Source organism: Pseudomonas sp. S3E12, assembly GCF_001702295.1.
GTDB lineage: Bacteria > Pseudomonadota > Gammaproteobacteria > Pseudomonadales > Pseudomonadaceae > Aquipseudomonas > Aquipseudomonas marginalis.
The window spans coordinates 44,035-69,398 of the sequence record NZ_MBDT01000018.1 but is presented as its reverse complement, the minus strand read 5'-3'; the positions used below and the strand labels follow the sequence as shown (position 1 = coordinate 69,398).

Annotated in this window: 22 protein-coding genes; 13 read left to right on the top strand and 9 right to left on the bottom strand. The window is 54.1% G+C overall.

Annotated elements, in window-relative coordinates:
* Positions 1-9: 9 nt before the first annotated feature.
* Positions 10-729, top strand: coding sequence for an alpha/beta hydrolase (locus tag BB029_RS15145; protein ID WP_065939813.1), 720 nt, complete (start codon positions 10-12; stop codon positions 727-729).
* A gap of 235 nt (positions 730-964) precedes the next feature.
* Here the strand turns inward: BB029_RS15145 and BB029_RS15140 are convergent, their stop codons facing one another.
* Together BB029_RS15140 and BB029_RS15135 are read right to left on the bottom strand one after the other, a co-directional pair.
* Positions 965-1,519 carry a hypothetical protein gene (locus BB029_RS15140; RefSeq protein WP_065939812.1) on the bottom strand — a complete coding sequence of 185 codons (555 nt, stop codon included), beginning with the start codon at positions 1,517-1,519 and terminating at the stop codon, positions 965-967.
* Positions 1,520-1,591: 72 nt separating this feature from the next.
* The gene (locus BB029_RS15135; protein WP_065939811.1) at positions 1,592-3,400 is read right to left on the bottom strand and encodes a monovalent cation:proton antiporter-2 (CPA2) family protein; all 1,809 of its coding nucleotides are present in this window, start codon (positions 3,398-3,400) and stop codon (positions 1,592-1,594) included.
* Positions 3,401-3,889: 489 nt separating this feature from the next.
* Between BB029_RS15135 and BB029_RS32210 the strand changes: the two genes are divergently transcribed.
* On the top strand, positions 3,890-4,882 hold the full coding sequence (locus tag BB029_RS32210) for a glycosyltransferase family 2 protein (RefSeq protein WP_256558294.1): 993 nt from the start codon (positions 3,890-3,892) through the stop codon (positions 4,880-4,882).
* 51 nt (positions 4,883-4,933) lie between these two features.
* Here BB029_RS32210 and BB029_RS15130 read toward each other — a convergent pair whose 3' ends face one another.
* From BB029_RS15130 to BB029_RS15100, 7 genes are all read right to left on the bottom strand, one after another.
* Positions 4,934-6,637, bottom strand: coding sequence for a right-handed parallel beta-helix repeat-containing protein (locus BB029_RS15130; protein ID WP_065939810.1), 1,704 nt, complete (start codon positions 6,635-6,637; stop codon positions 4,934-4,936).
* Positions 6,637-7,671, bottom strand: coding sequence for a polysialyltransferase family glycosyltransferase (locus tag BB029_RS15125; protein WP_141696549.1), 1,035 nt, complete (start codon positions 7,669-7,671; stop codon positions 6,637-6,639). Before BB029_RS15125 ends, BB029_RS15130 begins: the two co-directional genes overlap by 1 nt.
* Before the next feature lie 177 nt (positions 7,672-7,848).
* The gene (locus BB029_RS15120; protein WP_065939808.1) at positions 7,849-9,249 is read right to left on the bottom strand and encodes an ABC transporter ATP-binding protein; all 1,401 of its coding nucleotides are present in this window, start codon (positions 9,247-9,249) and stop codon (positions 7,849-7,851) included.
* On the bottom strand, positions 9,246-10,097 hold the full coding sequence (locus BB029_RS15115) for an ABC transporter permease (RefSeq protein WP_032885379.1): 852 nt from the start codon (positions 10,095-10,097) through the stop codon (positions 9,246-9,248). The genes BB029_RS15120 and BB029_RS15115 overlap by 4 nt, the downstream gene beginning before the upstream one ends.
* 5 nt (positions 10,098-10,102) lie before the next feature.
* A complete protein-coding gene (locus tag BB029_RS15110) occupies positions 10,103-11,656 on the bottom strand; it encodes a hypothetical protein (RefSeq protein WP_065939807.1) in 1,554 nt (517 codons plus the stop codon).
* Between the two features lie 217 nt (positions 11,657-11,873).
* On the bottom strand, positions 11,874-12,359 hold the full coding sequence (locus tag BB029_RS15105; RefSeq protein WP_141157445.1) for a hypothetical protein: 486 nt from the start codon (positions 12,357-12,359) through the stop codon (positions 11,874-11,876).
* The gene (locus BB029_RS15100) at positions 12,316-13,383 is read right to left on the bottom strand and encodes a nucleotidyltransferase family protein (RefSeq protein ID WP_065939805.1); all 1,068 of its coding nucleotides are present in this window, start codon (positions 13,381-13,383) and stop codon (positions 12,316-12,318) included. The genes BB029_RS15105 and BB029_RS15100 overlap by 44 nt, the downstream gene beginning before the upstream one ends.
* A gap of 701 nt (positions 13,384-14,084) precedes the next feature.
* Between BB029_RS15100 and BB029_RS15095 the strand changes: the two genes are divergently transcribed.
* The 11 genes from BB029_RS15095 (at position 14,085) to BB029_RS15045 (ending at position 25,303) form a co-directional block, all read left to right on the top strand.
* Positions 14,085-15,065 (top strand): NAD-dependent 4,6-dehydratase LegB, encoded by a 981-nt coding sequence (locus tag BB029_RS15095; RefSeq protein WP_065939804.1) that lies wholly within the window; start codon positions 14,085-14,087, stop codon positions 15,063-15,065.
* Between the two features lie 8 nt (positions 15,066-15,073).
* A complete protein-coding gene (locus tag BB029_RS15090; protein ID WP_065939803.1) occupies positions 15,074-16,225 on the top strand; it encodes a LegC family aminotransferase in 1,152 nt (383 codons plus the stop codon).
* Positions 16,222-17,376, top strand: a complete 1,155-nt coding sequence (neuC, locus tag BB029_RS15085) for a UDP-N-acetylglucosamine 2-epimerase (RefSeq protein WP_065939802.1) — start codon at positions 16,222-16,224, stop codon at positions 17,374-17,376. The genes BB029_RS15090 and neuC overlap by 4 nt, the downstream gene beginning before the upstream one ends.
* Positions 17,377-17,379: 3 nt before the next feature.
* Positions 17,380-18,465 (top strand): N-acetylneuraminate synthase, encoded by a 1,086-nt coding sequence (gene neuB / locus BB029_RS15080; RefSeq protein WP_065939801.1) that lies wholly within the window; start codon positions 17,380-17,382, stop codon positions 18,463-18,465.
* Positions 18,462-19,154 (top strand): acetyltransferase, encoded by a 693-nt coding sequence (locus tag BB029_RS15075; RefSeq protein WP_065939800.1) that lies wholly within the window; start codon positions 18,462-18,464, stop codon positions 19,152-19,154. The genes neuB and BB029_RS15075 overlap by 4 nt, the downstream gene beginning before the upstream one ends.
* 392 nt (positions 19,155-19,546) lie before the next feature.
* Entirely contained in the window at positions 19,547-20,866 is a 1,320-nt protein-coding gene (locus tag BB029_RS15070; protein WP_371914623.1) for an N-acetyl sugar amidotransferase, read from the top strand.
* Entirely contained in the window at positions 20,863-21,624 is a 762-nt protein-coding gene (hisF, locus tag BB029_RS15065) for an imidazole glycerol phosphate synthase subunit HisF (protein ID WP_065939798.1), read from the top strand. Before BB029_RS15070 ends, hisF begins: the two co-directional genes overlap by 4 nt.
* Entirely contained in the window at positions 21,617-22,267 is a 651-nt protein-coding gene (gene hisH, locus BB029_RS15060) for an imidazole glycerol phosphate synthase subunit HisH (RefSeq protein ID WP_065939797.1), read from the top strand. The genes hisF and hisH overlap by 8 nt, the downstream gene beginning before the upstream one ends.
* Positions 22,264-22,956 carry a cytidylyltransferase domain-containing protein gene (locus tag BB029_RS15055; RefSeq protein WP_065939796.1) on the top strand — a complete coding sequence of 231 codons (693 nt, stop codon included), beginning with the start codon at positions 22,264-22,266 and terminating at the stop codon, positions 22,954-22,956. The genes hisH and BB029_RS15055 overlap by 4 nt, the downstream gene beginning before the upstream one ends.
* 214 nt (positions 22,957-23,170) lie before the next feature.
* On the top strand, positions 23,171-24,253 hold the full coding sequence (locus tag BB029_RS15050; RefSeq protein WP_065939795.1) for an acyltransferase: 1,083 nt from the start codon (positions 23,171-23,173) through the stop codon (positions 24,251-24,253).
* A 93-nt stretch (positions 24,254-24,346) separates the two neighbouring features.
* Positions 24,347-25,303 (top strand): hypothetical protein, encoded by a 957-nt coding sequence (locus tag BB029_RS15045; RefSeq protein ID WP_065939794.1) that lies wholly within the window; start codon positions 24,347-24,349, stop codon positions 25,301-25,303.
* The last annotated feature ends 61 nt before the right edge of the window (positions 25,304-25,364 follow it).

The window sequence follows — 25,364 nt, the reverse complement described above, 5'->3', positions numbered from 1 at the left end:
TCACGTCCCATGCTCAAACTGCTTGCCCTCGCGCTGGCCCTGGTGGCCGGCGTTGCCCACGCCGATTCCGAGTTGCACACCGATTTGCCGCTGGCGTATCTGGAACAGACCCAGGGCGATGCGCGCAACGAGCCGCTGGTGATTTTCCTGCACGGGTTCGGCAGCAATGAGGAAGACCTGTTCGGCATCAAGGACGCACTGCCGTCCACCTGGACCTACCTGTCGGCCCGTGCGCCGACACCGGTGCAGCCAAGTGGCTTTCGCTGGTTTACCAAGGCCCCGGGTGACGGCGATTACGATGGTGTGACCGCCGATTTGCACAGCAGCGCCAAGCTGATCAAGGACTTTGTCGGCCAGGCCACCGCCAAGTATCACACCCAGCCTGACCGGGTATTCCTGGTGGGGTTCAGCCAGGGCGCGATTATGGCGTATGAGGTGGCTTTACGTGACCCGCAGCTGGTGCGTGGCATTGCCGCGCTGAGTGGCAGCGTGCTGCCGGTGCTCAAGGCTGAGCTCAAGCCGGATGAGCGCTTGAATAAACTGGCGATCTTTATCGGCCACGGCACCCTGGACCAGGCACTGCCCTATGCCTCGGCGACGCGGGCAAATGAGGTGTTGGTGGGGCTTGGATTGAAGCCGGAGTTTCATGGCTATCCGGGGATGAACCACACGGTCAGTGAGGCGGAGGTGCAGGACTTGAAAGCGTGGCTGGAAACGAATTTGAAGTGAGCACGCTGAATGAAGGTGGGAAGGGGCTTGCCCTAATGCCCGTCAGTTAAGGCTTTTTGTAGGAGCGAGCTTGCTCGCGAAAAACTCACAGGCGCCGCGTTCATTCAGGAGGCACGCGTTATCGTTGACGTTTTTCGCGAGCAAGCTCGCTCCTACAGGAGGCGATGTACGCTTAACTGACTGGCATTAGGGTAAGCTCCCTCCGACCTTTGATGGGTGTTGTCAGGACTCTTTGTTATTTGCCGCCGGTAATCTGCTTCACCAGCTCTGCATGCCCCTTCGCATCATCGGCCCGCGAGATCGCCTGGATTACCAACAAGTGGTTGCCGGAGCCGCCGAGGAACGTGGAGTTCAAGGTCTTGCCGCCGCCCTGGGTGGCGGTGCTGTCCACCTGACGCAGGCCGAGGCCCTTGAAGGTCAGTTTCTTCTCGCTCAGCTTCTTGAAGTCGGGCAGGGCTGCACTCTGGTCCTTGACGAAACCGGCCACGGCACCATCGAGGAACTGCGGGTCGTTGTCCTTGATGGTTACGCCGTCGTTGCGCACGGTTTCGGCGACGATCACCACACTTTTCGTGCTCTGGTTGGCGTACATCGTGCCTTGGGTATCAGCGGTGCCGTCCTCGGCCTTGCCGGTCGGGAGGGTGTCGGCGGCGTAGGCCTTGGGCAGATTGAAGTTGAACTTACCGCCCAAGGTGGAAATGGTTTGCGTGGCCGGCTTGGCGGCGGCGAAGACGCTGCCGGCGGTCAGCGCGAGGGCCAGCAGGATAGCGGTCTTGGTGAACGTGGCCATGAAGCGCTCCAGGGGTGAACGAAATTGCGGCACATTCTGTCAGAAAATTCGCAATATCGTTCGCCCTTAGCCTCACACCTTGTCGGACTCTTCCTCAAGTCGATCCATCTCAAACAGTCGCGCCAGTTCCGCCCGGGCTTCCTGGGCGGTTTGCATCACCTTGGCCGCATCGTCGTACACCGCGTGCTGGGCGGCGAGCACTTGCAGGTCGTGGTGCTTGAAGCGGGTGATGCGGGCGTCGGCCTGGGCCTGGGTCAACCCAAGGCCCACCAGGGTGCGACGGCTCATTTCCAGGCTGGAGTAGAAGGTCTCGCGAACCGGCGAGGCGTCGAGGTCCACCAGGCGGTGCACGTGCTGGCGGTTACGCGCACGGGCGATGATCTGCATATGCGGGTAGAGGTTGCGCACCAGTTCGGCGGTCTTGATATTGATCTCCGGGTCGTCCATGGCGATCACGAAGAACTCCGCCTGGTCGACCTTGGCGGCGTGCAGGATCTCCGGACGTTGCGGATCACCGTAGAACACCGGCATGCCGCCGAAACTGCGGGTCAGCTCGATGGTTTCCACCGACGTGTCGAGGGCGATGAAGGAGATGTTCTGCGCGCGCAGGATACGCGCGACGATCTGGCCCATACGGCCCATGCCGGCGATCACCACGCGCGGCGCATCGCTTTCGATGGTGCGATATTCCTCCGGTACTTCCACCGGCTTGACCTTGGGCTTGAACAGCTTGGGGCAGACCAGCAGCAACAGCGGGGTGACGGCCATGGACAGGGTGATGGTCAGCACCAGCACGTCGTAGAGGTGCGGTTCGAACAGGCCCTGGTCGCGGCCGATTTTGAACACCACAAAGGCGAACTCACCGCCCGCCGCCAGCACCACACCCAGGCGCAGGGCGCTTTCGCGGTTGAGATCACCCACCATACGACCCACGGCGTACAGCAGCGGCAGCTTCAAACCGATCAACAGCAGGGTCAGGCCGATCACCACCAGCGGTGAACTGAGCAGCAGGCTGAGGTTGGCGCCCATGCCCACGCTGATAAAGAACAGCCCCAGCAGCAGGCCCTTGAACGGTTCGATCTGGGATTCCAGTTCGTGGCGGTACTCCGAGTCCGCCAGCAGCAGGCCGGCGAGGAAGGCACCGAGGGCCATGGACACACCCACCAGTTCCATCAGCCAGGCGGTGCCGATCACCACCAGCAAGGCGGTGGCGGTGGACACTTCGCGCAGGCCGGTCTTGGCGACGATGCGAAACACCGGCCGCAGCAGGTAGCGCCCGCCGATGATCACCACGGCAATACTGCCGAGGATCTGCAGGACGTGTTGCAGGCCCTGGGCTTCGGTGGCCGGATGATCGCTGCCGGCCAGCAGCGGCACCATGGCAATCAACGGGATCGCGGCGATGTCTTGGAACAGCAGGATCGCAAACGCCAGGCGCCCGTGGGGCTGGTTCAGCTCCTTGCGCTCGGCCAGGCTTTGCAGGCCGAACGCGGTGGAGGACAGCGCCAGGCCAAGGCCGAGCACGATGGCGCTGTTCCACGACTGGCCAAACAGCCACAACGCCACCACCCCCATGACCAGGCCGGTGAGCAGCACCTGGGCCAGGCCCACGCCAAATACCGCCTTGCGCATCACCCATAAACGCTTGGGCGACAGCTCCAGGCCGATGATAAACAGCAGCAACACCACGCCCAGTTCGGAGAACTGCGCGACGCTTTGCGGGTTACCGATCAGGCCCAATACCGACGGGCCGATGATCACACCGGCAAACAGATAACCCAGCACTGCGCCCAATTGCAGGCGCTTGGCCAGGGGCACGGTCAGCACGGCGGCGAGCAGGAACACCACGGCTGCTTGTAACAGATTGCCTTCATGGGGCATTGCGAACTCCAGGATCTTTAAAACCAATCGACAGGAGGGTATTAGAGCGCTTTTTACATTTCGAAAATTGTGTTTTTGAGGTGAATGCCAATAAATACTGGACGAAACTCCCATTTATAGGGCGCCAGAAAAATATTAAGGGCCTTCAATTCATGAGTTTTTGAGGGCTACTGCTGTTTCGTCTAACAAGGTCTGCCGCCGTATGTGTAAGGTATTTCCTACATGGAAAGTGGTGAACATTTGACTAGTGGCAATTTGCAATGTGTTAGAGAATCGATTTTCACTCAGAGTAGGATAGACAATCGTACAGCTGGAGTGGAAAATGCCAATTCGAGAACGGATTTTTCTGATTTGCGCTGGTCGCGCTTTTTGTGCGTATCGAATTTGAACTTTACGCTAGAGAAACAGCTCGAAAGTATTCTCGGCTTGTGAAACGCAAATTTTTATTGCTATCGGCACTGATACTTGGATTTTGGGGATTTACGAAACGTGACTGTAAACAGGATTTCAAAAGGTTTAGATCCCGATCACGTACCAATGGATGGTGTGGGCTTGGCTGCTACTGCTTCTGTCGCCGTATTGTTGTGCACACGAGATGGTGAACGCTTCCTCGAAGAGCAAATAGCTTCAATTTCTCGTCAAACCCATCAGAACTTTAAAATCTATGTTTCTGACGATGGCTCCAGTGATTCTACACGAGCCATCGTTACAGCTCACGTTGAGCGCTTGGGGCATGAGTGCATTGAACTGACTCACGGCCCAGTTGAGGGATTTGCCCGGAATTTTTTATCCGTTAGTTGTCGAGCTGATGTAAATGCCGACTATTATGCATGGTGCGATCAGGATGATATTTGGAATGAGGATAAACTCCAGATAGCTGTAGATAAGCTTGCCGGTGGCGATAGTTCTGTGCCGGCACTCTATTGTTCGCGCACTGAGCTAATTGATGAGCATGGCCAGAGTATCGGTTTTTCCTCATTTTTTTCAAAGCCTGCAACATTTCAGAACGCACTCGTTCAAAATATTGCAGGTGGAAATACCATGGTTTTCAACCAGGCACTGATGGATCTGATCCGTGAGGCGGGTGATCGTGTGCCTGCGGCGTCTCACGATTGGTGGGCTTACATGATTGTCAGCGGTTGTAATGGTCGAATTTATTATGACTCAACGCCCACTGTGCGTTATCGCCAGCACAGTTTGAATTGCATCGGTACCAATCGTGGGTTTCGTAACAACAGTAAACGTGCAAAGGAACTTTGGCGTGGACGTTATCAGCGCTGGATTGATAACAATATTGTTTCGTTGCAGGTAATCAGCCATCGGTTCACCGCGGAAAACAGAAAGATCCTTGAGCGATTTTCCGAGGCGAGAAAGAATAGGTTTTTTGGGCGGCTTTGGGGTTTTATGCGCTCAGGAGTCTATCGTCAGACGCTGATCGGGAATCTCGGTCTGGTGGTCGCGGTAATTATGCGCCGCGTATAGAAAACGGCGGCGCGAGCCGGTTGGCAAGCGCCTGATAGTTGTATGTCTATGTCAGAAGATGAAGTCAGCTGGGGTGAGTTCTTCTTTCTTTATATTGAGCAGCAAGATTGAATCATCTGCGTTCAGCGTGATAAGCAAGTTGTCGCCCACCTCTACCGAGGCATCCAGTACGTCTTCGAAGGTAGCTAAAATACCTGCAAGGTCAATTCTATCTTGCTCACCGGCACTACCTGAAAAGTCTCCAATGATAGTTTCTCCGCCACCGCTGCCTTTCCAGAAAATAAAAGTGTCAGCGCCAGGGCCACCCCACAGGATATCGTTGCCTTCACCCCCATCCAGAACATCATCACCTGGGCCGCCAAAAAGCTCGTCGTCTCCATCATCACCATAGAGATAGTCATTTCCTTCCCCGCCTTCAATACGATCGTTGCCACCTCCGCCAGCCAGCAAGTTGTCGTGGGCATCGCCGAGGATCACGTCGTTGTAGGGCGAACCCTGGGCGCCTCGAATGTTGATCAGACGATCGTTACCACCGCCGCCAGACGCTCGTCCTGCGGCCAGATCAATGAATACGGGGTTGTCGGGCTTGCTTGGGTCGATCGGGGACCAGTAATCGACCATATTCCGCTCGCCGATTCCAATGATGATGTCGTCACCGTTGGATGGATTCGGTCGAGGAAGAAAGGCCGGGTTGGAGCGACGGTGCAGCGGTGAAAGGTAGGTCAGGTAAGGGGGCTCCACGGTTTCGATTTGGCCGGGTGTTGCCCGGCCCGGTTTCAAATCAAGAGTCTCTTCATCCGAAGTATTCTGCCCTAGATCTGCCACTCTTGTTCTGTCGTGATTGTCGGGGAGGTAATAAGGGATAAACGCATTGGTGACCCGGTTGCCAAGAAAAGAGCCCGACTCGGATCGCTTAAACGTTATTCCTTGCTTGAAGTTGTTGACCCGATTGTTGCTGATGACGACATCCCTGATGCCATCGCCACCTACCCATATGCCGTAAGTAGACCTTGATCTGCTTTTCCAGGCGGGAGATGTGCTGCTTATTTCGAGCTCCCGATTGGCGACGCGATTATTGTCTACGACACTGCCTTCGCCATAGCGCGAGAGTGAAATGCCTACTCCCTCACTGATATCCTGAATGCCTTGGCCTCTTACTTCCATGATGCTGTTGTTTTGAATGAGGACCTCTTTGCCATAAGTTTCGATGCCCATGGCATAAGCGTTGTCAGTAGTCGTGTCGCCACCGATGTCCGAGACCATATTGTCAGAAATGACTGAATTCTCACCCTCAACCCGAATGCCTCTGAATGTACTGAAGCGAATATTCATGCCTTCGACTAAATGATCGCGTCCTTCCAGCATTGAAGAGTGAGTGGCGAGATCGGAGAGGCCGGAAAGATATACTCCGTACTGGAAACCGCGAATACGTCCATTTTTTATGGTGATATTGCTTTGGCCGAACGAAAAAATACCGAATCCGGTATTGTCGCCGTCAGTCGGTCCGGTGATTGTATTTTGATTAAGGTCGATGGTGACATTGCTGGCAAGGATTTCAATGCCGTTACGATCGCTGTTCAATGACCGCTCAAGCCTATAGTTTCCTGGCCGACTGATGGTGTAGGGAATGCTTTCAATAATAGTAGCGTCGTCGTAAGTCTCCTTGTGCAGGGAAATGATCAGCGTTGCAACGCTGAGGACTATCAGTGCAGCAATAAATATGGGAGTAGCGGCTTTTATATTGAGACGGAGCATTATTTAATTCTTAGAGGTGTTGGGCGAAGTGGTGCTGAGGTCTGTCTGGTGTTTTTTAGTATTTTTTCGTTGGCCAGAGTCATATATTCTTTGTGGGCGGGCCTGAAGAACTTATCAATGTTTTGCGCAGTCAGTGCGTGAATAAGATGGGGGGCTTGCAATAAGCTCAGTAGCGCTGATGCGGATGAAACGGAAATAATGCCGCAAGATTCGAGTACGTGACCTAGGAACTCGATCGGCAGGCAATCCAGGCTGTCAGGCAGTTTTTTTGCATTATAGTTATCAAGTTGCTGTATTAGCTGCGCAATGAATGTGGCAGGCGTTCCGGCGTGTTTTTTAATAAATAGGGTGCTGCCCGGCGTCACGTATTTTCTGCAGATTTGTACATACAGTTCAAGCTCGTCAGACTCATCAGTCAGTTTACTGCTCGTGAAGTTGCTGAGGATGAGTAACCAGGATGGCTCTGTTTTTGATCTTGTGGCAATTTCCTGTTCAAGCTGGAGTACGGGTGCAAAAAATCTTTTCAGGGTGCTGAGCGTCTGGACGAGGATTTCGGTAGGTATGATGCTGTGTTCGGGGCCGGGAAGGGTGCGGTCCAGGTCGTCAAAATCGATGACGGTCAACGCTCTCTCTGCTGCAAGCCATTCGCTGTCGATGTTGACACGGCTGAACCAAAACAAATGTTTAAGCCCACGAAGGCTTACATCAAAGGCCGGGGCAGGGGGTTTTGTGGGTGGATAGAGAAAGCCAGGCGAGTCTCCATAACAGATGTTCCGTTTTGCTGCTAAAGCCTGCATGAACGCCTGCGCAGTATGTTCTGAACTGGCATCGTGTGCGTAGTAGAACGCGGGGCATTCTCCGGGAGTGATATTCAAGTACTCACGGAGCCACTCAGAGCGTTTTGACAATTTTCGGTACGGTGACAGAGGCCCTTTTCGTTCTTTCAGGGATGGCAGCACTGCGGTGACGAACGGGAAACTTTTAAGAGCAGCATCAAAGAATTGCCGGCTTTGTGAGTGTGGTGAGTGGTCCATTAGTTGATAGGACCAGAGCACGAGAGTGGCGGGGCTTTCTCTTGCAATATTCCTGGATTCTCTATCGAAGCGTAGCGCGCAGAGAGCATGTAAAAGTTGATGTGGAGACGAGATCAAAATTACCTCTTTCCCCCGAGAGGCGGGGGAAAGGGCGTGCGCATTGTCCGCGACCACTGACTATCGCGCCTGACGGTTTACGGGCATATCTACGTCCCAGGACAGGTGAGGCCGCACCATGCAGTTGGGCCATGCGTTGGGCCAGTTCCCACGAACCCCGGTCGCCTCACTGTCATCGGCAACGGTAAAGCTGATAACGGCCTGTTTGATGATCCGGTGGTCGATTTCAGCGCCAGGCCACAGTTCGACATCGATGCGATAGTCCCCAACATTGAGCAGCGGCGACTTCACGGTGCAGCGCTCGACATATTGTCCCACGGCCCGGATTTCGCTTCCTGTGTACAGGTTGTCCATGCTCACCAGGACATAATGGCCCGCCAGGTCTTTCAGGTGAAGGTGCACATTAATCGGCCACTTCGCCTCAAGTACCGTGAACTTGACTTCGATGACAAACTCTTCCTTTACGTCAAATTCGGGGCTCGGATTGCCGTTGTGATCAAGCACCATGATCGAATCGAGCCTTACACAGTCGTCAAACATCGGCGCGCTGGCCTCAGCCCAAGTGACTGCCGGCGTCAGTTGAATGCCTGAACGTATATAAGAACGGGTGATGTCTGAAACGCTTTGTGTAGAAAGTTGCGGGTCTTCGTCGCTTTTTGGCAGTTCGATTTTGCTGTCGTTGATGATACGGCCGTGAGCCATATGTACGGCTCTATTGCAGATACGGTTGACGGCATCCATATCGTGGCTGACGAACAGCAGTGTGCGTCCCTGGTCGGCTACTTGAAGCATTTTTTCGGTACAGCGTCTCTGGAACGCGGCATCACCGACCGCCAGAACTTCATCGACGATGAGAATCTCGGACTCAAGGTGCGCTGCCACGGAAAAGGCGAGGCGCACATACATGCCTGAGGAATAACGCTTCACCGGCGTGTCAATCAGTTCGCCGAGTTCTGAGAACTCGATGATTTCCTCGATACGGCGGCTGATTTCCTGAGGTTTCATGCCCATGATCGAGCCGTTCAGGTAGATGTTTTCGCGACCGCTGAGATCGCCGTGAAATCCTGTGCCGATCTCCAACAGGCTGATCAAGCGTCCACGGAAACGAAAGCCACCATGGGAGGGGGATGTGATTCTGGACAGGATTTTCAGCAGTGTACTTTTGCCGCAACCGTTGGGACCGATAATACCGACTCGATCACCTTGTTTTATCTCCAGGTCCACATCCTTCAGAGACCAGAAGTGATTGGGGGGCGCGTCTTGGGTCTGCGTGGCGTCGAGAATGGTGTGCGATTCGTGAGTGGTTTCCACCGGTTTCGCAGTTTTCGACTTTTGCATCGGGTTAATGACTCGACCGAGCATCCACCGAATACGCATATTGATCATTTCGGCGGCTGTAACGTTAGACTTGCCGATCCGATAAAGTTTGGAAACGTTCTCGCAACGAATAGCCCACGTCATAGGGTGTCTACCACATTTTTATCGAAGTGCTGGAATATAAAGACGCCAACCGAGAAGCAAGTCACTGCAATGGCAATAAGCGTAAGCAGGGTGGATTGTGCTGGCCAATGTCCGTGCATGGCATCACGGTAACCGGTAATTACCAGAGAGAGTGGGTTGACTGCATACCAGGGTTTAGCCCAAGGCGGGACAGCCGAGACCGGGTAAATGGCAGGTGTTGAGTAATAAAAAAGTTGTAATGCCAGCGGGACCAAATGTTTCACGTCTCGATACTTGGCATTTAACGGTGCGAGCATCAGACCTATGCCCAGGCCTGTCATGAGTGTGCAGGCCAGCAGCAGCGGCATGATGAGCAGCAATTGAATCGTCCAGACGTCATAGATAATGGCGAACGGCGTAATCAGTAACGTGTAGGCGATCAGGAAGTCAACGGCCGCGCCTACGGCGTAGGCGCCGCCAATGAGCAGGCGAGGGAAGTAGACCTTGGTGATCAGGCCTGCGTTGCCTTCGATCATCTGGACCGAGGGGTTAAGGACGTTCATGAAGGCGTACCAGGGTATGACCGCCACCAGGTAAAACATAATGGTGGGGAGCCCATCGGTCGGCACCTTGACCATGATGCCGAACACGATAACGAATACGCCAACGGTAATGAGTGGGGTCAGAACGACCCAGCCCAAGCCGAATATCGTTTGCGTATAACGCCCCTTCAGATCCCGCTTGCAGAATACCCACAACAGTAATCGAAAATCCCATAGGGTTCTGATCAGTCCGCGCAGGTCGAAACGGCGGGAATTGTTGACGACCGTTTCCTTGAGAGGCGGGCGGATTTTTTCTTCGGTACTCATGAGGGTCAGGTTCTGGTTGAGGGGGTGGAAAGAGGCTGAGCGCTGGTCAGTTCGTCGAACAGGTCGATAATTCTCGCCATCGATTTACCGTCATGCAGGCCCCATTCATGAGCGCATTCAATTTGATTGGCTCGGGCCTCGGCGTACGCTTCCTTGTTGTCGGTCAATTGCTCCAGGGTCGATTGGAAGACGCTGTAGCGGTTGGTCGTAACAAGGCCTTTGGCGTTATCGAAGTCGGTATAGCCGTAGTCGTAGCAGTCATAGTTGATAGCTGGAATTCCACACGCCGTGGCCCAGCGCAGAGTGGACGACACGCACGCGACAAACAGGTCGCACGCGGGAACGAGTTCAAGTGTGTCGATATCGGTCACCCGGTGATGCAGGCGATAGGGCCTGAGGACTTCACTCAACAGTTCGGGGTCGGTGACGGGGTGTGGACGAATTACCACATTGAAATCAGTAAAGCGACTGACGCTTGCGAGGGCTTTAGCCCAGGCCTTGCACAGTGCCTTGTAGTCCTGGAACTCCATTGGGATGCTGCGTGAGCCATATTGGTCGGTGGGCCAGGCACAGACGAGCAAAGGCTTTGCAGGATCCAGGCGCAGTCGTCGGAAAATACGCTCTCGGGCGGTTTGCGACTCTCTTGCGGCATGCATGACGTCGTCGTATGCGGCCCCCGTCAAGCGCAACTGTTTCTCCGGGAAGCGCATGCGGCGATAGTAACGCTCCATTTCCGGGCTTTCGACGGCGATGCAGGTCACGCTGCTGTTATTGGGGATCCAGGGGTGTTCCGGTGCAAAACCGAAGGCTTCCAGCAAGAATATGCGCTGGCCGGGCAGACGAAGGAGTTTCTTCGAGGCGTAGTAGTTGACCCAGTGCGGAAACAGAAACGCCGCCAGTTTGTTAAGGATATTCCTGTCCGCTTCGTACATCGGTTTGTCGGAAAGGCTTTCGACCATTTCCTTGGCCGTGCCTACGGCGAACGGGACGATCAGTGTTGGGACGTTATCTTTGTTGCAGATTTTCGTCAGCAGGGTATTCACCGAACCCGGGAATTCCTGGCCGAAAACCACCATTGAAGGCTTGAGGACTTTATATAACTGACGCGCGTAGTTAAACGGTTGGAAGTTTTTGCTGTTGGCTTTTTCCGTGCGCTTTTGCTTGGTGCGCGTGGCGAAGTCGTGCAGCTTGAAAAATGGACTGAGCACTGTCGTCAGAATCAGGCCGGCCCATGTGAATGCTCGACCTTTGGGATTGGCCTTTTGCACCAAGGAGTGAGGGATATAACCGTTTTCAAGCTCCTTCGCGATCTTTTCGTACTTCATCGACAATAGAGAGCGTTTCAACGGACGCCCCGGGTAGTAAGCACCGAAGCCGTTCATGCGGCAAAACGCACGGTCAGGCTTGAGGTTGATATAGCCCGCTTGTACGAAAAGGAAGCTGACGTCGTAGCCTGCCATCTTGGCAGCTACTGCGACACGGCGAAGCTCGACGAACTCCCCGGCTTCGTTTACGACAAAAAGCACATTTTTGCCAGGGAGTGGAGAGCCCAATTTCATTCCTCACCTTTTGTTGCGTGCATCGTCCTGACATCTCCGTCGCTAAGCTAATGAAGTCGTTATGTGTTGGAAAACTAGGATAGAAATTCTTTCGCAAAAAACGCGGCTCGCAGGTCTCTGAGTGTTGCCGTCGACCGTTGCACAGTTCATGGAGCGGTCGAAACTGAGTTACTCGTGGTAACGACTCGCCCGCCACACTTTTTGGTAAGGTTGCTATCTATTTAGCATCCTTGATTGCCGCTGTGGCACGCAATTTGGCGCTCTTGGCCTTTTGGGCTGCGTCTTTCGCAACTTGTGACTGCGGGGCTGCTGCAGAAGCGGCCGATGCAAGCTGCACGTAGGCATCAAGCCTCAGCATTGCCGACTCCGGCGAGGACTTGATTTCAGAGAGCGCCTTTTCAGACGCTTGCATTGCCGCGACGGCAACGGTTTCCGGGGATTTTGCAGCCAATTGTGCAGCGCCTTCAGGCGAAGACAGTGCAAGTTCAAGCGCCTGATTTTCAAGGGTTACCGCAGGGGTCGCTTTGGCGGGGCGGCCAAGAGCCTGTCCTTGTTTGTCGGACGATTGATCGCAGCCAGCAATGCTGCCAGCGGTAGCGGTCAAAATAGTCAGAAGCAAAAGCATTTTTTTCATGGAAAATTCACTGTGCTGTTTGGCGTTAGTTTGCAGGCTGCCTTTCGGTTTTTTGCGCAGACCATTCATGTTGTGCTCGTTCGAATTCTTCGATGCGACCAATGTCAAGCCAGTACTCGCGCAGAGGAAATGCCGTCGTGGCTCTTTTGGCCGCGATCAAGTCCTCGAACATTGTCGGCATGTCGTAAAAAGTGCCAGAAGGAATCTGGTCGAGCACTGAAGGCGAAATGGCGTAGATGCCCGCGTTGACATAAAAGCTGTGTATCGGTTTTTCATCAATGCCGGTAATGGTCGAGCCATCGACCTTCACTACCCCGTAGGGCACCTGAAAGTCGTACTCGCGTACTGTCATCGTGGCTTCGGCGTTGTGATCTTCATGAAACTGCAGCAAATCGTCGAAGCGTGCATGGGTCAAGAGATCGCCATTCATTACCAGAATAGGGTGATCCGGGCGTTTGGGCAGTAGCGACAACGCGCCTGCTGTGCCTAGCCGTTTGTTTTCTTCCAGATAGCGAATTCGCACACCCCATTTGCTGCCATCCCCGAAGTGATTGCGTACTACTTCGGCGAGGTAGTTAACGGAGAGGAAGAAGTTGCGAAACCCTTGCTCGATGAAACTCTCCAGAATGCACTCCAATATGGGCTTTCCGGCAATCATCAGCATCGGTTTTGGACAGTGTTCTGTCAGGGGGCGCAGCCGTTGTCCCAGGCCGCCAGCCATCAATACCACCCAGTTTGGGCGTTCAAGTATGCCCGTCAGGGCATCGAGAGTGGCTAAGCCGACGACGCGCTGTTCGTCATCCAGAAGTGGCAGGTGGTGCAGAACCCCACGGCGCATCAGGTTCAATTGTTCGTTACTGGAAGATGTCGCGTGCGCAGTTTGCGGCGCATGATTCATCACCTCGGCAACAGGCGTTTCCAAGTGGACTTCCTTGAGGATTGCCCGGCGCACGTCACCGTCGCTGAGTAGTCCGACCAGTTTTTCCTCATCATCCAACACCAGCGCCATTTGCATCCCACAGGCGTCGATGCGGACAATCGCTTCGCGCAACGGAGTGTTCGGCGAGACTACGGTATCTCTCCAATCCTTCACTTTATCGACTTCCTAATCTGACTGGAGTACTTCGAAGCAGAGCTTCCCTATTTACTTCTTTATAACGCTCCGAATCTTTTGAACAGCCGAACTGTTGTGCAGCCGCAGCTGATAAACAGGGGCGCACCAAGCGTACACGAGAGGTCTGGTAAGTCAACAAAAGTGATTGATGGGCGGCTTGGGCATGTGGAGGATCAACGACTTAGACCGGTTTTTGCACCAAGAGTGGCCTGGGGATGTTTTTCGACGCTCTTTGAGCTGCTATGATCGGCGCCTATTTTGTGCAGGGATGCATTCTCACCGATTTTTTGCCAGGCGCCTCTCAGGCGGCTCGCAATTGATCCTGGCAAAGCTCCCTTGACGTAAAGTGACGGGAGCATCCCTCCCTGTTTGATTTTCAACACCTTTGGTTTCGCTGGATGGCGGGCCGTGCCATGTCGTCGTCGCTGCCCCAGGGTTACTGGTGGGCAAGCTGATGGCGCCAGCCGGGCTGTTCGGTGCAAGATATGTGCCTGCGGATGGCCTTGCCTTGTGCTTTGCCAATCAGGTTATCTATGTGCAGCCTGGTGCAATGAGGGATGTGCGTCTTTTGGCGCGTATCGCAATTTTTAAAGCAGGATCCGTTTGTAGGACTCTTGCGTAACTGGATTTTTGTGTCTTGGGCTCTGGAGCTTCGGGGCAAGTACGTTAAGGGTTGAACGATGACTACAGTTTTAGTGACCGGTGCGGATGGGTTCATTGGCTCGCATTTGACCGAGCTGCTCGTGCGTGAAGGTTATAATGTCAAGGCGCTGTCTCAGTATAACTCCTTCAACTATTGGGGATGGCTTGAGGACGTCGATTGCCTGTCGCGAATCGAGGTGCTCAATGGCGATGTGCGTGACCCGCACTATTGCAAGCACATCACTAAAGGCGTCGATATCGTTTTTCACTTGGCAGCGCTGATTGCCATTCCTTATTCGTATGTCGCGCCAGACAGTTATGTGGACACCAATGTCAAAGGCACTTTGAATATTTGTCAGGCCGCCTTGGAAAACGGCGTAAAGCGCATTATCCATACATCCACCAGTGAGGTGTACGGCACTGCCCAGTATGTGCCTATCGATGAGAAGCACCCGCTTCAGGCACAATCACCGTACAGCGCTTCAAAAATTGGCGCTGATGCAATGGCGATGAGTTTTTTCAACGCATTTGATCTGCCATTGACGATTGCCCGGCCGTTTAACACCTATGGCCCTCGCCAGTCTGCTCGCGCAGTTATCCCGACGATTATCAGCCAGATCGCCGCCGGGCAGAAACAGATCAAGTTGGGTGATGTAACCCCGACTCGCGACTTCAACTATGTCGCCGATACCTGCCGTGGCTTCCTAGAGTTGGCCCGCTGCGAGCAAGCCATCGGTGAAACAGTAAACATCGGTTCGAATTTTGAAATTTCGGTAGGTGATACGCTCAATCTTATTCGCGAGTTGATGAATAGCGATGTTGAGTTTCTGACAGACGATCAGCGTCTGCGTCCCGAGAAGTCAGAAGTTTTCCGCTTGTGGTGTGATAACTCAAAGATCCACGGTCTTACCGGTTTCGAACCTGAGTATTCGATTCGCCAAGGCTTGGAAAAAACGGTTGAGTGGTTCTCCCAGCCTCAAAATCTCAGCAAATATAAAGCCAATATTTATAACGTTTGAGGCTCGAAATGTTTGATGCCCTGGTTCGGTTTGTACGCGATCAATATGGAACAAATGAGTTCATTCCGTTGCATGCCCCCGTGTTCTCCGGTAACGAGAAAAAGTATGTAGCAGATACGATCGAATCGACCTTCGTCTCCAGTGTGGGTGCCTTTGTAGATCGTTTCGAGCGGGACATGCAGGTTTACACGGGCAGTGAACGCGCAGTCGCTACCGTAAACGGTACTGCTGCGTTGCACGTAGCGCTTTTGTTGGCGGGAGTGAAACCGGGTGACCTGGTCATTACTCAGTCCCTGACTTTTGTCGCTACATGCAATGCCATTGCCTACTGTGGCGCTCAACCTGTTTTCGTCGATGTCGATCGCGAGACCTTGGGCCTTTCGCCGTCAGCCCTGGATGCATGGCTTGAGTCCGAAGCGTTTATCGACGCCGATGGCCTTTGCCGCTTGCGAAGTGACGACCGTGTGGTCAGGGTCTGCCTGCCAATGCATACATTTGGCCATCCCGTAGCGCTTGATGCGCTCATGGAGGTCTGTACTCGCTGGGGGCTGGCGTTGGTGGAAGATGCTGCCGAGTCTCTAGGCAGTACTTACAAAGAGCGTCATACCGGCACCTTCGGGCTGATTGGCACCCTCAGTTTCAATGGCAACAAGATCATTACCACTGGCGGTGGCGGCATGCTGCTGACCAACGAGGTACTGGGCGTTAAAGCCAAGCATCTGACGACTACTGCCAAACAGCCTCATGCCTACGAATATGTACATGACGAAGTGGGGTATAACTACCGGTTGCCGAACCTCAATGCGGCCCTGGGTTGTGCGCAGCTGGAACAGTTGGATTCGTTCCTGGTATCCAAGCGACAGCTTGCGATGAATTACAAGCATGAGTTGGCACAAACCGACTTGCAGTTTTTTACCGAGCCGGCGCATGGCAAATCCAACTACTGGTTGAACGCAGTCATTTGCAATGACAAGACGCAGCGTGACGAACTCCTGAAAGCGACCAACGACAGTGGAGTCATGACTCGCCCCATCTGGAAATTGATGAACCATTTGCCGGCTTACGAGCATTGCTTGAAGGGTGATCTCAGTAACTCGCATTGGTTGGAGGCGCGTATCGTCAACCTGCCAAGCAGCGTGCCGCCTGCGGGACGCTCATGAAACGTCGCGTCGCCGTCTTTACCGGTACTCGGGCTGAGTACGGCTTGCTGTATTGGCTGATGAAAGGCATTCAGGCCAGCGAGCTGCTTGAGCTGCAAACCATCGTCAGTTGCATGCACCTTTCTCCTGAGTTTGGAGAGACTTGGCGACAAATCGAGCTCGATGGTTTTGCCATCGACGCCAAGGTCGAGATGCTGCTGTCTTCCAATACCGACGTCGGCGTAGCCAAGTCCATGGGGTTGGGGACGCTGGGATTCGCTGATGCTCTGGATCGGTTGCGTCCGCAGATGCTGGTGGTGCTGGGGGATCGATTCGAGGCGCTGAGCATTGTTCAGGCTGCGTTGGTCATGCGCATTCCTGTGGTTCATTTGCATGGTGGGGAGCTGACGGAAGGTGCCTACGATGACGCCATTCGCCATGCAATCACGAAAATGGCTTATCTGCATTTCGTGGCGGCCGAGCCCTATCGGCAGCGTGTCATTCAGATGGGTGAAAGCCCCGAGCGGGTCTTCAATGTCGGAGCGGTGGGGCTTGATCACATCAGGCGCACGCCGCTTATGTCGGCACAGGAGTTGAGCGAGAGCCTGCAGTTTGCCGTGGATGCACCGCTCATCCTGGTCACTTACCACCCGGTCACGGCACTGGCCGAGGACCCGGTGCAGAGCTTCAGCGCCCTGTTGCTGGCCTTGGAGGAGTTCGCGGATTATCGTGTCATTCTGACCTACCCGAACGCCGACAATGGTGGTCGCGCTATCATTCCGCTGCTTGAGGATTTTGCTGCCCGTCACGCTGATCGGGTATTGGCGATCCCTTCGTTGGGTTTTCGGCGTTATCTCAGTGTCGTAGCACGCTCCTCAGCGGTTGTCGGCAACTCTTCCAGTGGGATCATCGAAGTGCCGTCACTTGGCGTGCCAACCGTCAATATTGGTATGCGTCAGGCTGGCCGGCTTTGTGCGGACTCTGTATTAGCCTGCCCGCCGGATAAAGACGCCATCGTCGCGGCGCTTGCGTTGGCACTGAGTGCGCCATTTGCCCAATCTTGCAGGGACACAACCAACCCGTACGGGCAGGGCGAAGTCGCCGAGGCTATCGTGGCCGTTCTTGAAACTTGTGACCTATCGAGTCACAAAACATTTCATGATTTGAGTTGACGTATGAAACTACCCAAAAAAGATGCGGTGTACGTTATTGCTGAGGCCGGTGTAAACCATAATGGTGAGCGCGAGTTGGCGTTCGAACTGGTCGACATGGCCGCGAGCGCCGGAGCGGATGCGGTAAAGTTCCAGACTTTTGATGCCCGTAAATTGGCTTCCGCAAGCGCGCCCAAGGCCTTGTATCAGCAGGAAACTACCGACGCGGCTGAAAGTCAGTTAGCGATGCTGCAGAAGCTTGAGCTGCCTCGTGCCTGGCACGCCGATTTGCAACGCCATGCCAAAGCCCGTGGCATTGAATTTATTAGCACGGCTTTTGATAGCGATAGCCTGGACTTTCTCTGTTCGCTGGGTATTCCGTTCTTCAAGGTTCCTTCTGGGGAATTGACCAATGGGCCGCTGCTTTGGCAGTTTGCCAAGACCGGGAAGGCGCTCATCCTGTCGACGGGCATGGCCACGCTGAGTGAGGTCGAGCAAGGTCTGGCTATTGTTGCGCACGCACTGTGCAATGACGCCGAACCGGCACATATGGACGAGGTTTGGCGGTGCTGGAGTGATGATGAGGCAAGAGGCCGTTTGGCTGGTCATGTCACCTTGTTGCACTGTACGTCGCAATACCCTACGCCGATGGCGGAAGTAAACCTTCGGGCCATGGATACGTTGAAAGAAGCATTCGGACTTGAAGTAGGGTACTCGGACCATACGGAAGGATTATTGGTGCCTGTTGCCGCGGTTGCCCGTGGCGCGACTGTGATCGAAAAACATTTTACGTTGGATCGCTCCATGCCTGGCCCCGATCACAAGGCCTCGTTGGAACCGTCGGAATTGGCTGACATGGTGAGGCAGATAAGAGCGCTGGAATTGGCTCTTGGAAAACCGGGAAAATCCCCACAACCCAGTGAGTGGGACACTCGCAAGGCTGCTCGTCAGCAGGTAGTGGCAGCCCGCGAAATCACGTCGGGGCAGCCGTTCGCCCGCGCCGACCTCACCACCGCGCGCTCGGGCAGCGGCTTGCCTGCGACGCAGTTGTGGCAGCGCGTTGGAGCGATAGCTTCTCGTAACTATCGTGCCGGCGAGATCATCGAATGACTGGGTCAGGTCGCGACGTTTCCCTGCTGCCATTTGTCATTCTCGGCGCTGGGGGGCATGCGAAAGTGTTATTGGCGCTGCTTCAGTCGATGGGGGCGGTAGTGAAGGGGGTCTGCGATCCTGGCCTGGCGCAGAGCGGTATCGAATGCTGGCGTGGCGTAAGGGTGCTGGGGGGGGATGAGGCACTTGATGGGCTGGATCCAACCCAAGTGTCATTGGTCAATGGCCTGGGACAGGTCATCGGCAGCGATCGCAGGATGCAGGTATTTCTGGAATTGACGGCCAAGGGCTTTACCTTTGCGCCGCTTGTGCATTCGGCAGCTTGGATCGACTCCACTGTGGTGCTGGAGGCGGGTGCCCAAGTCATGGCGGGGGCAGTGATTCAGCCCGACTCCGTCATAGGCGCCAACACGATAATAAATACCGGGGCCAGAATCGATCACGACTGTATAATCGCAAGCCATGTACACATTGCTCCCGCGGCAGTTCTATGCGGTGGAGTAAAAGTGGCGACTCGCGCATTTGTGGGTGCAGGTTCAACTACGCTACAAGGCCTCAGCATTGGCGAGAGTGCCATAGTGGCAGCGGGAAGTACGTTGGTCAGGGACCTGCAGGCGGGGCATTTGGTGGTGAGCTCTCCAATGCGGATCCGTGAGTCGAAATTTAAAGTTCAGTCCAAAAGATCATGAGCTCAGTTGAACGATGCCCCTTAAAAAATGCGCCTGTCAGGCCCTTGGTCGCAATCCATGAAATGGGACTGCGCAAGGCTTGTGCGTCTGAGCGCGTCAATAGAACTCAGTTTTCAGATGATGTCAGGCAGTACTGAAGGAAAAAACGTTATCCGACTGAAGCGACAAGGAATGTCGGCCTCAATGAGCGGCTGATAAACCGAATACACGTAAGCGCTGGTATCTACGTGTGGGCCCCGAGGTACTCGATGAATTCGTCTATTGGGGGGCAGAGCGATATACCAATGTTGTTCGAGCGCGTGCAGCACGCGGGGCGGTAGCGATGCAGGCCCAACGATCCGCTGTTGGCACGTACAAGTACACTGTTCAATAAATAATTTCGTGATTGGAGATTGGTTTTGAAAATTGCCCCGGGTTCATCTATAGATCTTTCAAGGTTCAGCAAGCCAAAAAGTGAACTGGAAGTTTATTACGGGTTGCCGCGCGACGTTAAGTTCTGCAAAAAATGCAACATGTCGAACCAGCAGCCGATGTCGAGTAATGAATACGCGCACAGCAATGGCTCGACCAAGACAACCTTGAGTTTCGACGAGGAGGGTGTATGTCACGCTTGCCGTTTCAACATTCTCAAGGAAGACGGCGAAATCGATTGGGATGAGCGCGAGCGTGAACTCGTCGAGTTGTGCAATCAACATCGCAAGACCGACGGCACCTATGACTGCATCGTCGGTGGTAGCGGTGGTAAGGACAGCGCGATGCAGTCTCACCTGCTGAAATACAAATACGGCATGAACCCTCTGACCGTGACCTGGTCGCCGCATCTGTATACCGATATCGGTTGGAAAAACTTCCAGCAGTGGCTGCATGTGGGTGGCTTCGATAACTATCTGTATACCCCCAATGGCAAGATTCACCGCCTGCTGACCCGCAATGCAACAATCAACCTGCTGCACCCGTTCCAGCCATTCATCCTGGGGCAGAAGACGTTCGTTGCCAAAATGGCAGCACAACTGAATATTCCGTTGATCTTCTACGGAGAAATGCCCGGCGAATATGGCGAAAAGATTTCCCATAAAACCTCCAGCTACGCGGCAGCCAACGAAGTAGCGGAAAGCGAGGGTTTTTCGCTGGATTATTTCGGTGGCAAAGACGTACGCGACGTTTATCTGGGCGGCAAGAAAATCGGCGAATACCTGGATGAAGGCGTTCCTCTGGTTGACTTGAAAAGCTACCTGCCAATGCCCGCCGAAGTGCTTGAGCGCAAGGGTATCGATTTCAAATACCTGGGTTACTACAAGAAATGGGTACCGCAGGAAGCCTACTACTACGCCGTAGAGAATACCGGCTTCGAAGCCAACCCTGTTCGCACTGAGGGGACGTACTCCAAGTACAACAGCCTCGATGACAAGGTCGACGGTTTCTTCTACTTCACCCGTTGGATCAAGTTCGGCGTAGGCCGCTCGATGATGGACTCCGCTCAGGAAATTCGTAACCACCACATCGACAAGGACGAAGCAATTGCGTTGATGCAGCGTTATGAGGGTGAATATCCATCGCGCTACGAAAAGGAATTCCTCGACTACATCAGCATGACCCGTGAAGAGTTCCTGGAAACGTGCGATCGTTTCCGCTCCCCGCACCTTTGGCATGTGGTGGATGGCGAGTGGAAGCTGCGTTACACGCCCTGGAATCCTCAGGTTAACGCTGAATGAGCAACACGCGACTGATTGCTCGCCTTGATGTGAAAGGTGCCAATCTCATTAAAGGCATTCATCTTGAGGGGCTCCGCGTTGTCGGCTCCCCTAACGAACATGCCCTGCGTTACTACGAGCAGGGCATTGATGAATTGATCTATATGGATTGCGTCGCGAGTCTGTACGGGCGCAACAGCCTGAGCGAGCTGATCAAGCAGGCGGCAGAGAATGTCTTCATTCCCCTGACCGTCGGCGGAGGTGTGCGATCGGCCGACGATGTTGCTCATTTGTTGAGATGTGGCGCTGATAAGGTGGCGGTCAATACCGCTGCCGTAAGCAACCCGCAGTTGATCACCGAGATCGCTCGACGTTTTGGCAGCCAATGCATGGTTTTGTCTATTGAGGCAAAAAGCGTCTCGCCGGAACGTTGGGAGGTTTTCACCGACAATGGCCGTGAAAGCACGGGCATTGACGTCGTTGACTGGGCAAAACAGGCTGCAGCGCTGGGGGCCGGAGAAATTTTGCTGACTTCAGTCGACCGCGAAGGAACTCGCAAAGGTTTCGATCTGGCGCTTGTTCAAGCGGTGAGCGAGTCAGTCAATATTCCTGTTATAGCCAGCGGCGGCATGGGTAAAGCCCAGGATGCGGTCGAGGTGGTCAGGAAGGGCGCGGATGCGGTCGCCATGGCTGACATTCTTCACTTTAAGCGAGCATCGTTGGCTGACATCCGAACAGAAGCATCTGCTGGCGGGATCCGGGTTCGAACCTATGAGTAATGTAGTTACTGTTATCGATTATGGCGTAGGTAACCTGTTCAGCGTCCGCCGGGCGCTCGAACACTGTGGTGCGACGGTAAACCTGGTTTCCGATCCCGATGCGTTGAAAGACGCCACCAAGGTTCTATTGCCGGGTGTGGGCGCATTTTCCAATGCAATGACGATGTTGTCGGCAAACGGAATGGATCAGGCAATCAAAGAGTACGCGTCATCAGGTGCGCCACTTTTCGGTATTTGCCTGGGCATGCAGTTGTTGCTCGATTGCAGTCACGAGTTTGGCCTTATCAACGGGTTGGGGTTGATCCCGGGTACGGTAGAACCCATACCTGCCGTTGATAGCAGCGGTGCTCGTCTGAAAATCCCGCATATCGGTTGGTCCAACCTGGTGTGTGCCGCAGGGCGCGAATCCTGGGACGGGACATTGCTGGCCTCGATAGAACCGCATAACAGCGCGGTCTATTTTGTGCACTCTTACATGGCTGTGCCTGACGATGGTGCTCATCGCGTTGCGGATTGCTTGTACGGCGATACTGCGGTGGCGGCTGTCATCGGACGCGACAATGTGTGGGGCGCTCAATTCCATCCTGAAAAAAGTGGCAAGGTCGGATTGTCGATGTTGAGCGACTTTGTGGCGCTGAAATGAAAATCCTTGCAATCGTACCCGCAAGGGGCGGATCCAAGCGGCTGCCCGGAAAGAACATCAAGGTTCTGGGTGGGCGGCCGTTGATTGCATGGACAATTGAAGCTGCGCTGCAAAGTGGCGTTGTTACCGATGTGGTGATTTCCACGGACGACCTGGCTATTGCAGACGTTGCCCGCGCCTTTGGTGGCAATGTTCTCAGTATGAGGCCCGCGCATCTGGCCACTGATACTGCTGGCAGTTTTGATGTGGTGGTGCAGGTGCTGGATGAGTATGAAGCGGTTCATGGCGCGGTAGAGGCTGTCATGTTGCTTCAGCCGACGTCGCCCTTTCGTTCGGCAGAATCCATTCGGCGCGCGGTAGTGCAGTTCCAGCAAGACGTCTCCCGCTCCGTGGTCAGTGTGACTGCTGCCAGTTCCCATCCTGCTTGGTGTTTCAGGCTGGATGGGGACACGATGACGCCATTCCTCGGCTGGGAGAGCCTGTCGAGGCGGTCTCAGGATCTGGAACCGGCCTACACGCTGGACGGTTCGATTTACCTGCTGGCGCCAGACGTGCTTCGTGAGCAGAAGCGTTTTGTAGGCCCCGGTACGGTGCCGTTAGTCATGACGGACAGTCGCGAGTCGCTGGATATTGATACGCCAGAGGATTGGGACATCGCGGTACGTCTGCTGGAGCGGGCATCGACATGAGCGGACGTCCGCCTGAAACGGCCAATCTTGAACAAACCGTCATTCTCGTTTGAATGACGGTTTTTTGTTTTTTGCGCGGTGTGGTGTTCTTTGTGCGTCAGTGCCATCCGCTGATGGTTGCACGATTATATGGCGGAGACGCGTTTATCTCTGCATGTCAACTCCGTTGAATATAGATGTTTTTTTCGAAGAATAATGAATAAGGGATATATTCGTGACTAATAGATTATCCATCGGCCAGTCGACCATGCTCGACGCAATACGCGCGCTGGCAGCGTTTGTGGTGCTGGTGGGGCATACCTTTTCAGTGGTGGTACCTGACAGTTGGTTCGGCAATGTAATGCCATTTCAAAGCCTGGCGGTTGTTGTGTTTTTCTGGCTTTCAGGTTTTCTTATTGCCTATCAATGCCTGAGTAAAGCCAAGTACAGCTTTGGCGAATACATGATTGATCGCTTTAGCCGGATATATGTTTTATATGTTCCGGGGCTGATAATCACCTTTCTGGTTTGTATTGTTTTATTGGGTCGGGCGCCGCCAACGGCCTGGGATTCTGTCGGGCATCTTTTTCAGCTTCAGCACACGCCTTTTGCCAGGATGATAGAGGGCGTGCCGCCTATAAGGATTTATGGGGGCAACAGTGTTCTTTGGACAATCGCCATTGAGTGGTGGCTTTACGTCTTTTTCGGCATTGCCTTTTTTTGGCGATCGATGGGAAAAATTGAGAAAGCGTTTGCAATGCTGCTGGCAGGTCCTGCGACGTTCGTGGTTGGGTATTTCACCGTGTGGGAGTCGGTGGCATGGGAGTGGTTTGTGGGGGCTGCCTGCGCGACTATATTTGTTTATGCGCCCCAGATCGGTTGGCGGCAGGTTGTTATTCCCCTGATGGCTGTTGTGGCCGGGATCCTCTGGCGATTCCAGAAACTCTCGCTTGCCAGTCAAGTAAATATGTATGACTTGCAACTGTTGATCTTTTCAGGTGCAGGACTGATGCTGGTGATACTGGCATGCAAAGATCTTCATATTCCCTCGCCGCTCAAGTGGGTGGCTGCGAAGGGCGCTTTTGTGTCCTATGCGCTGTACCTGACACATGAACCTATTCGCGTCCTGGTGGGGCAATATATAGATTCATCGCGCGTACCTAATGCTTGGCTGTCGGTGTTTATATGCATACTGTTCGCAACCTTGCTCGCGTGGTTGCTGGAAGATAAGCACGTCAATCTACGTGTCTGGCTGAAAGGAAAGTTGATCGCCCCCAAGGATGGGGTGGCCAAGGTTCAGGCGACGAAACTGACCTAGGCTGATCGCGAAAGCCTGCCGCAACTGCAGGGCGTTGAATTTACTCATGGGGTGGCGCCGATTGTTTTCGGGGGACCTCCAACAGGATATTTAATGAAGCTTATTCATATTGGCCTGCCCAAGTCAGCGTCGACCTACATACAGGCCGCGGCACAGCAACGGGGCGACGTGCAGGTGTTGCAGTGGCACAACTACGCACAAAATATAGTTCAGGGTGCTTCGCTGGGCGCTTATCTGAGCGGGCCGGGGGAATCGACGATAGCGCCACATGTTCCACTGGCCGACACCCCTGTTTTTGTGAGCAGTGAAGAACTCTGCGGTTGGGCGCCGAGGCCGGTAACGACAGATGAAATTCAAACCTACCAAGGCCTGGTAGCGGCTGCGCTGAAACACGAGTTATCCGACGCGAAAGTATTGATTGTGACAAGAAGTCCGTTGTCGTTTTTGGACAGCTATTACAATCAGGCGGTAAAGGAAGGCGCCTCTGAAAATCCTCGCGTGTTTGCCGAGCGCTGGCATGCGATGTTGCTCGAACTTCTGAATTACACAAGGTTGTGCAGTCTGTACGCTTCACTGTTTGGTGCCTCAAATGTGCTGGTTATTCCCGTAGAGTTACTACGTGACGACCCCGATCGTTTCTACAATATGATTGAGGGGCACGCAGGCTTTACCTTGAGGCCTCGCTCTCCGCAGAGCATTCAGCACAACCGCTCTCTGACCGGCCATGAGCTGCAGGCTATGAGAGTGCTGAATCGAATGCTGAAAGTACTGTCAGCCGATCAACGGGGGAAACCCGAGCAGTTCCTGCTACCTCACTTGAACTCGATAAAGCGCAGTTTCCTATCGTATTACATTGAAAACGACCCGAACTCCAAGCGGCGAAGCCGACGGTTGCTGCACACGGCCGGAGTTAGTGTTGATAAGCGCAAGGTCTCGACGGTATTTCTTGAAAAATGGCGTGAGGCAATTGTTTGCGGTTTGAGCGGATTGGAACAGTACGCCTTTCCCCGTGAATATTTATCCACCTACCTGGCAGAAGTTGGGAGGTGATCGTCTCTTGATATACTCATGTCTGAAGTGCCCAAGACGATTGGCCATAATCGAACGGTGT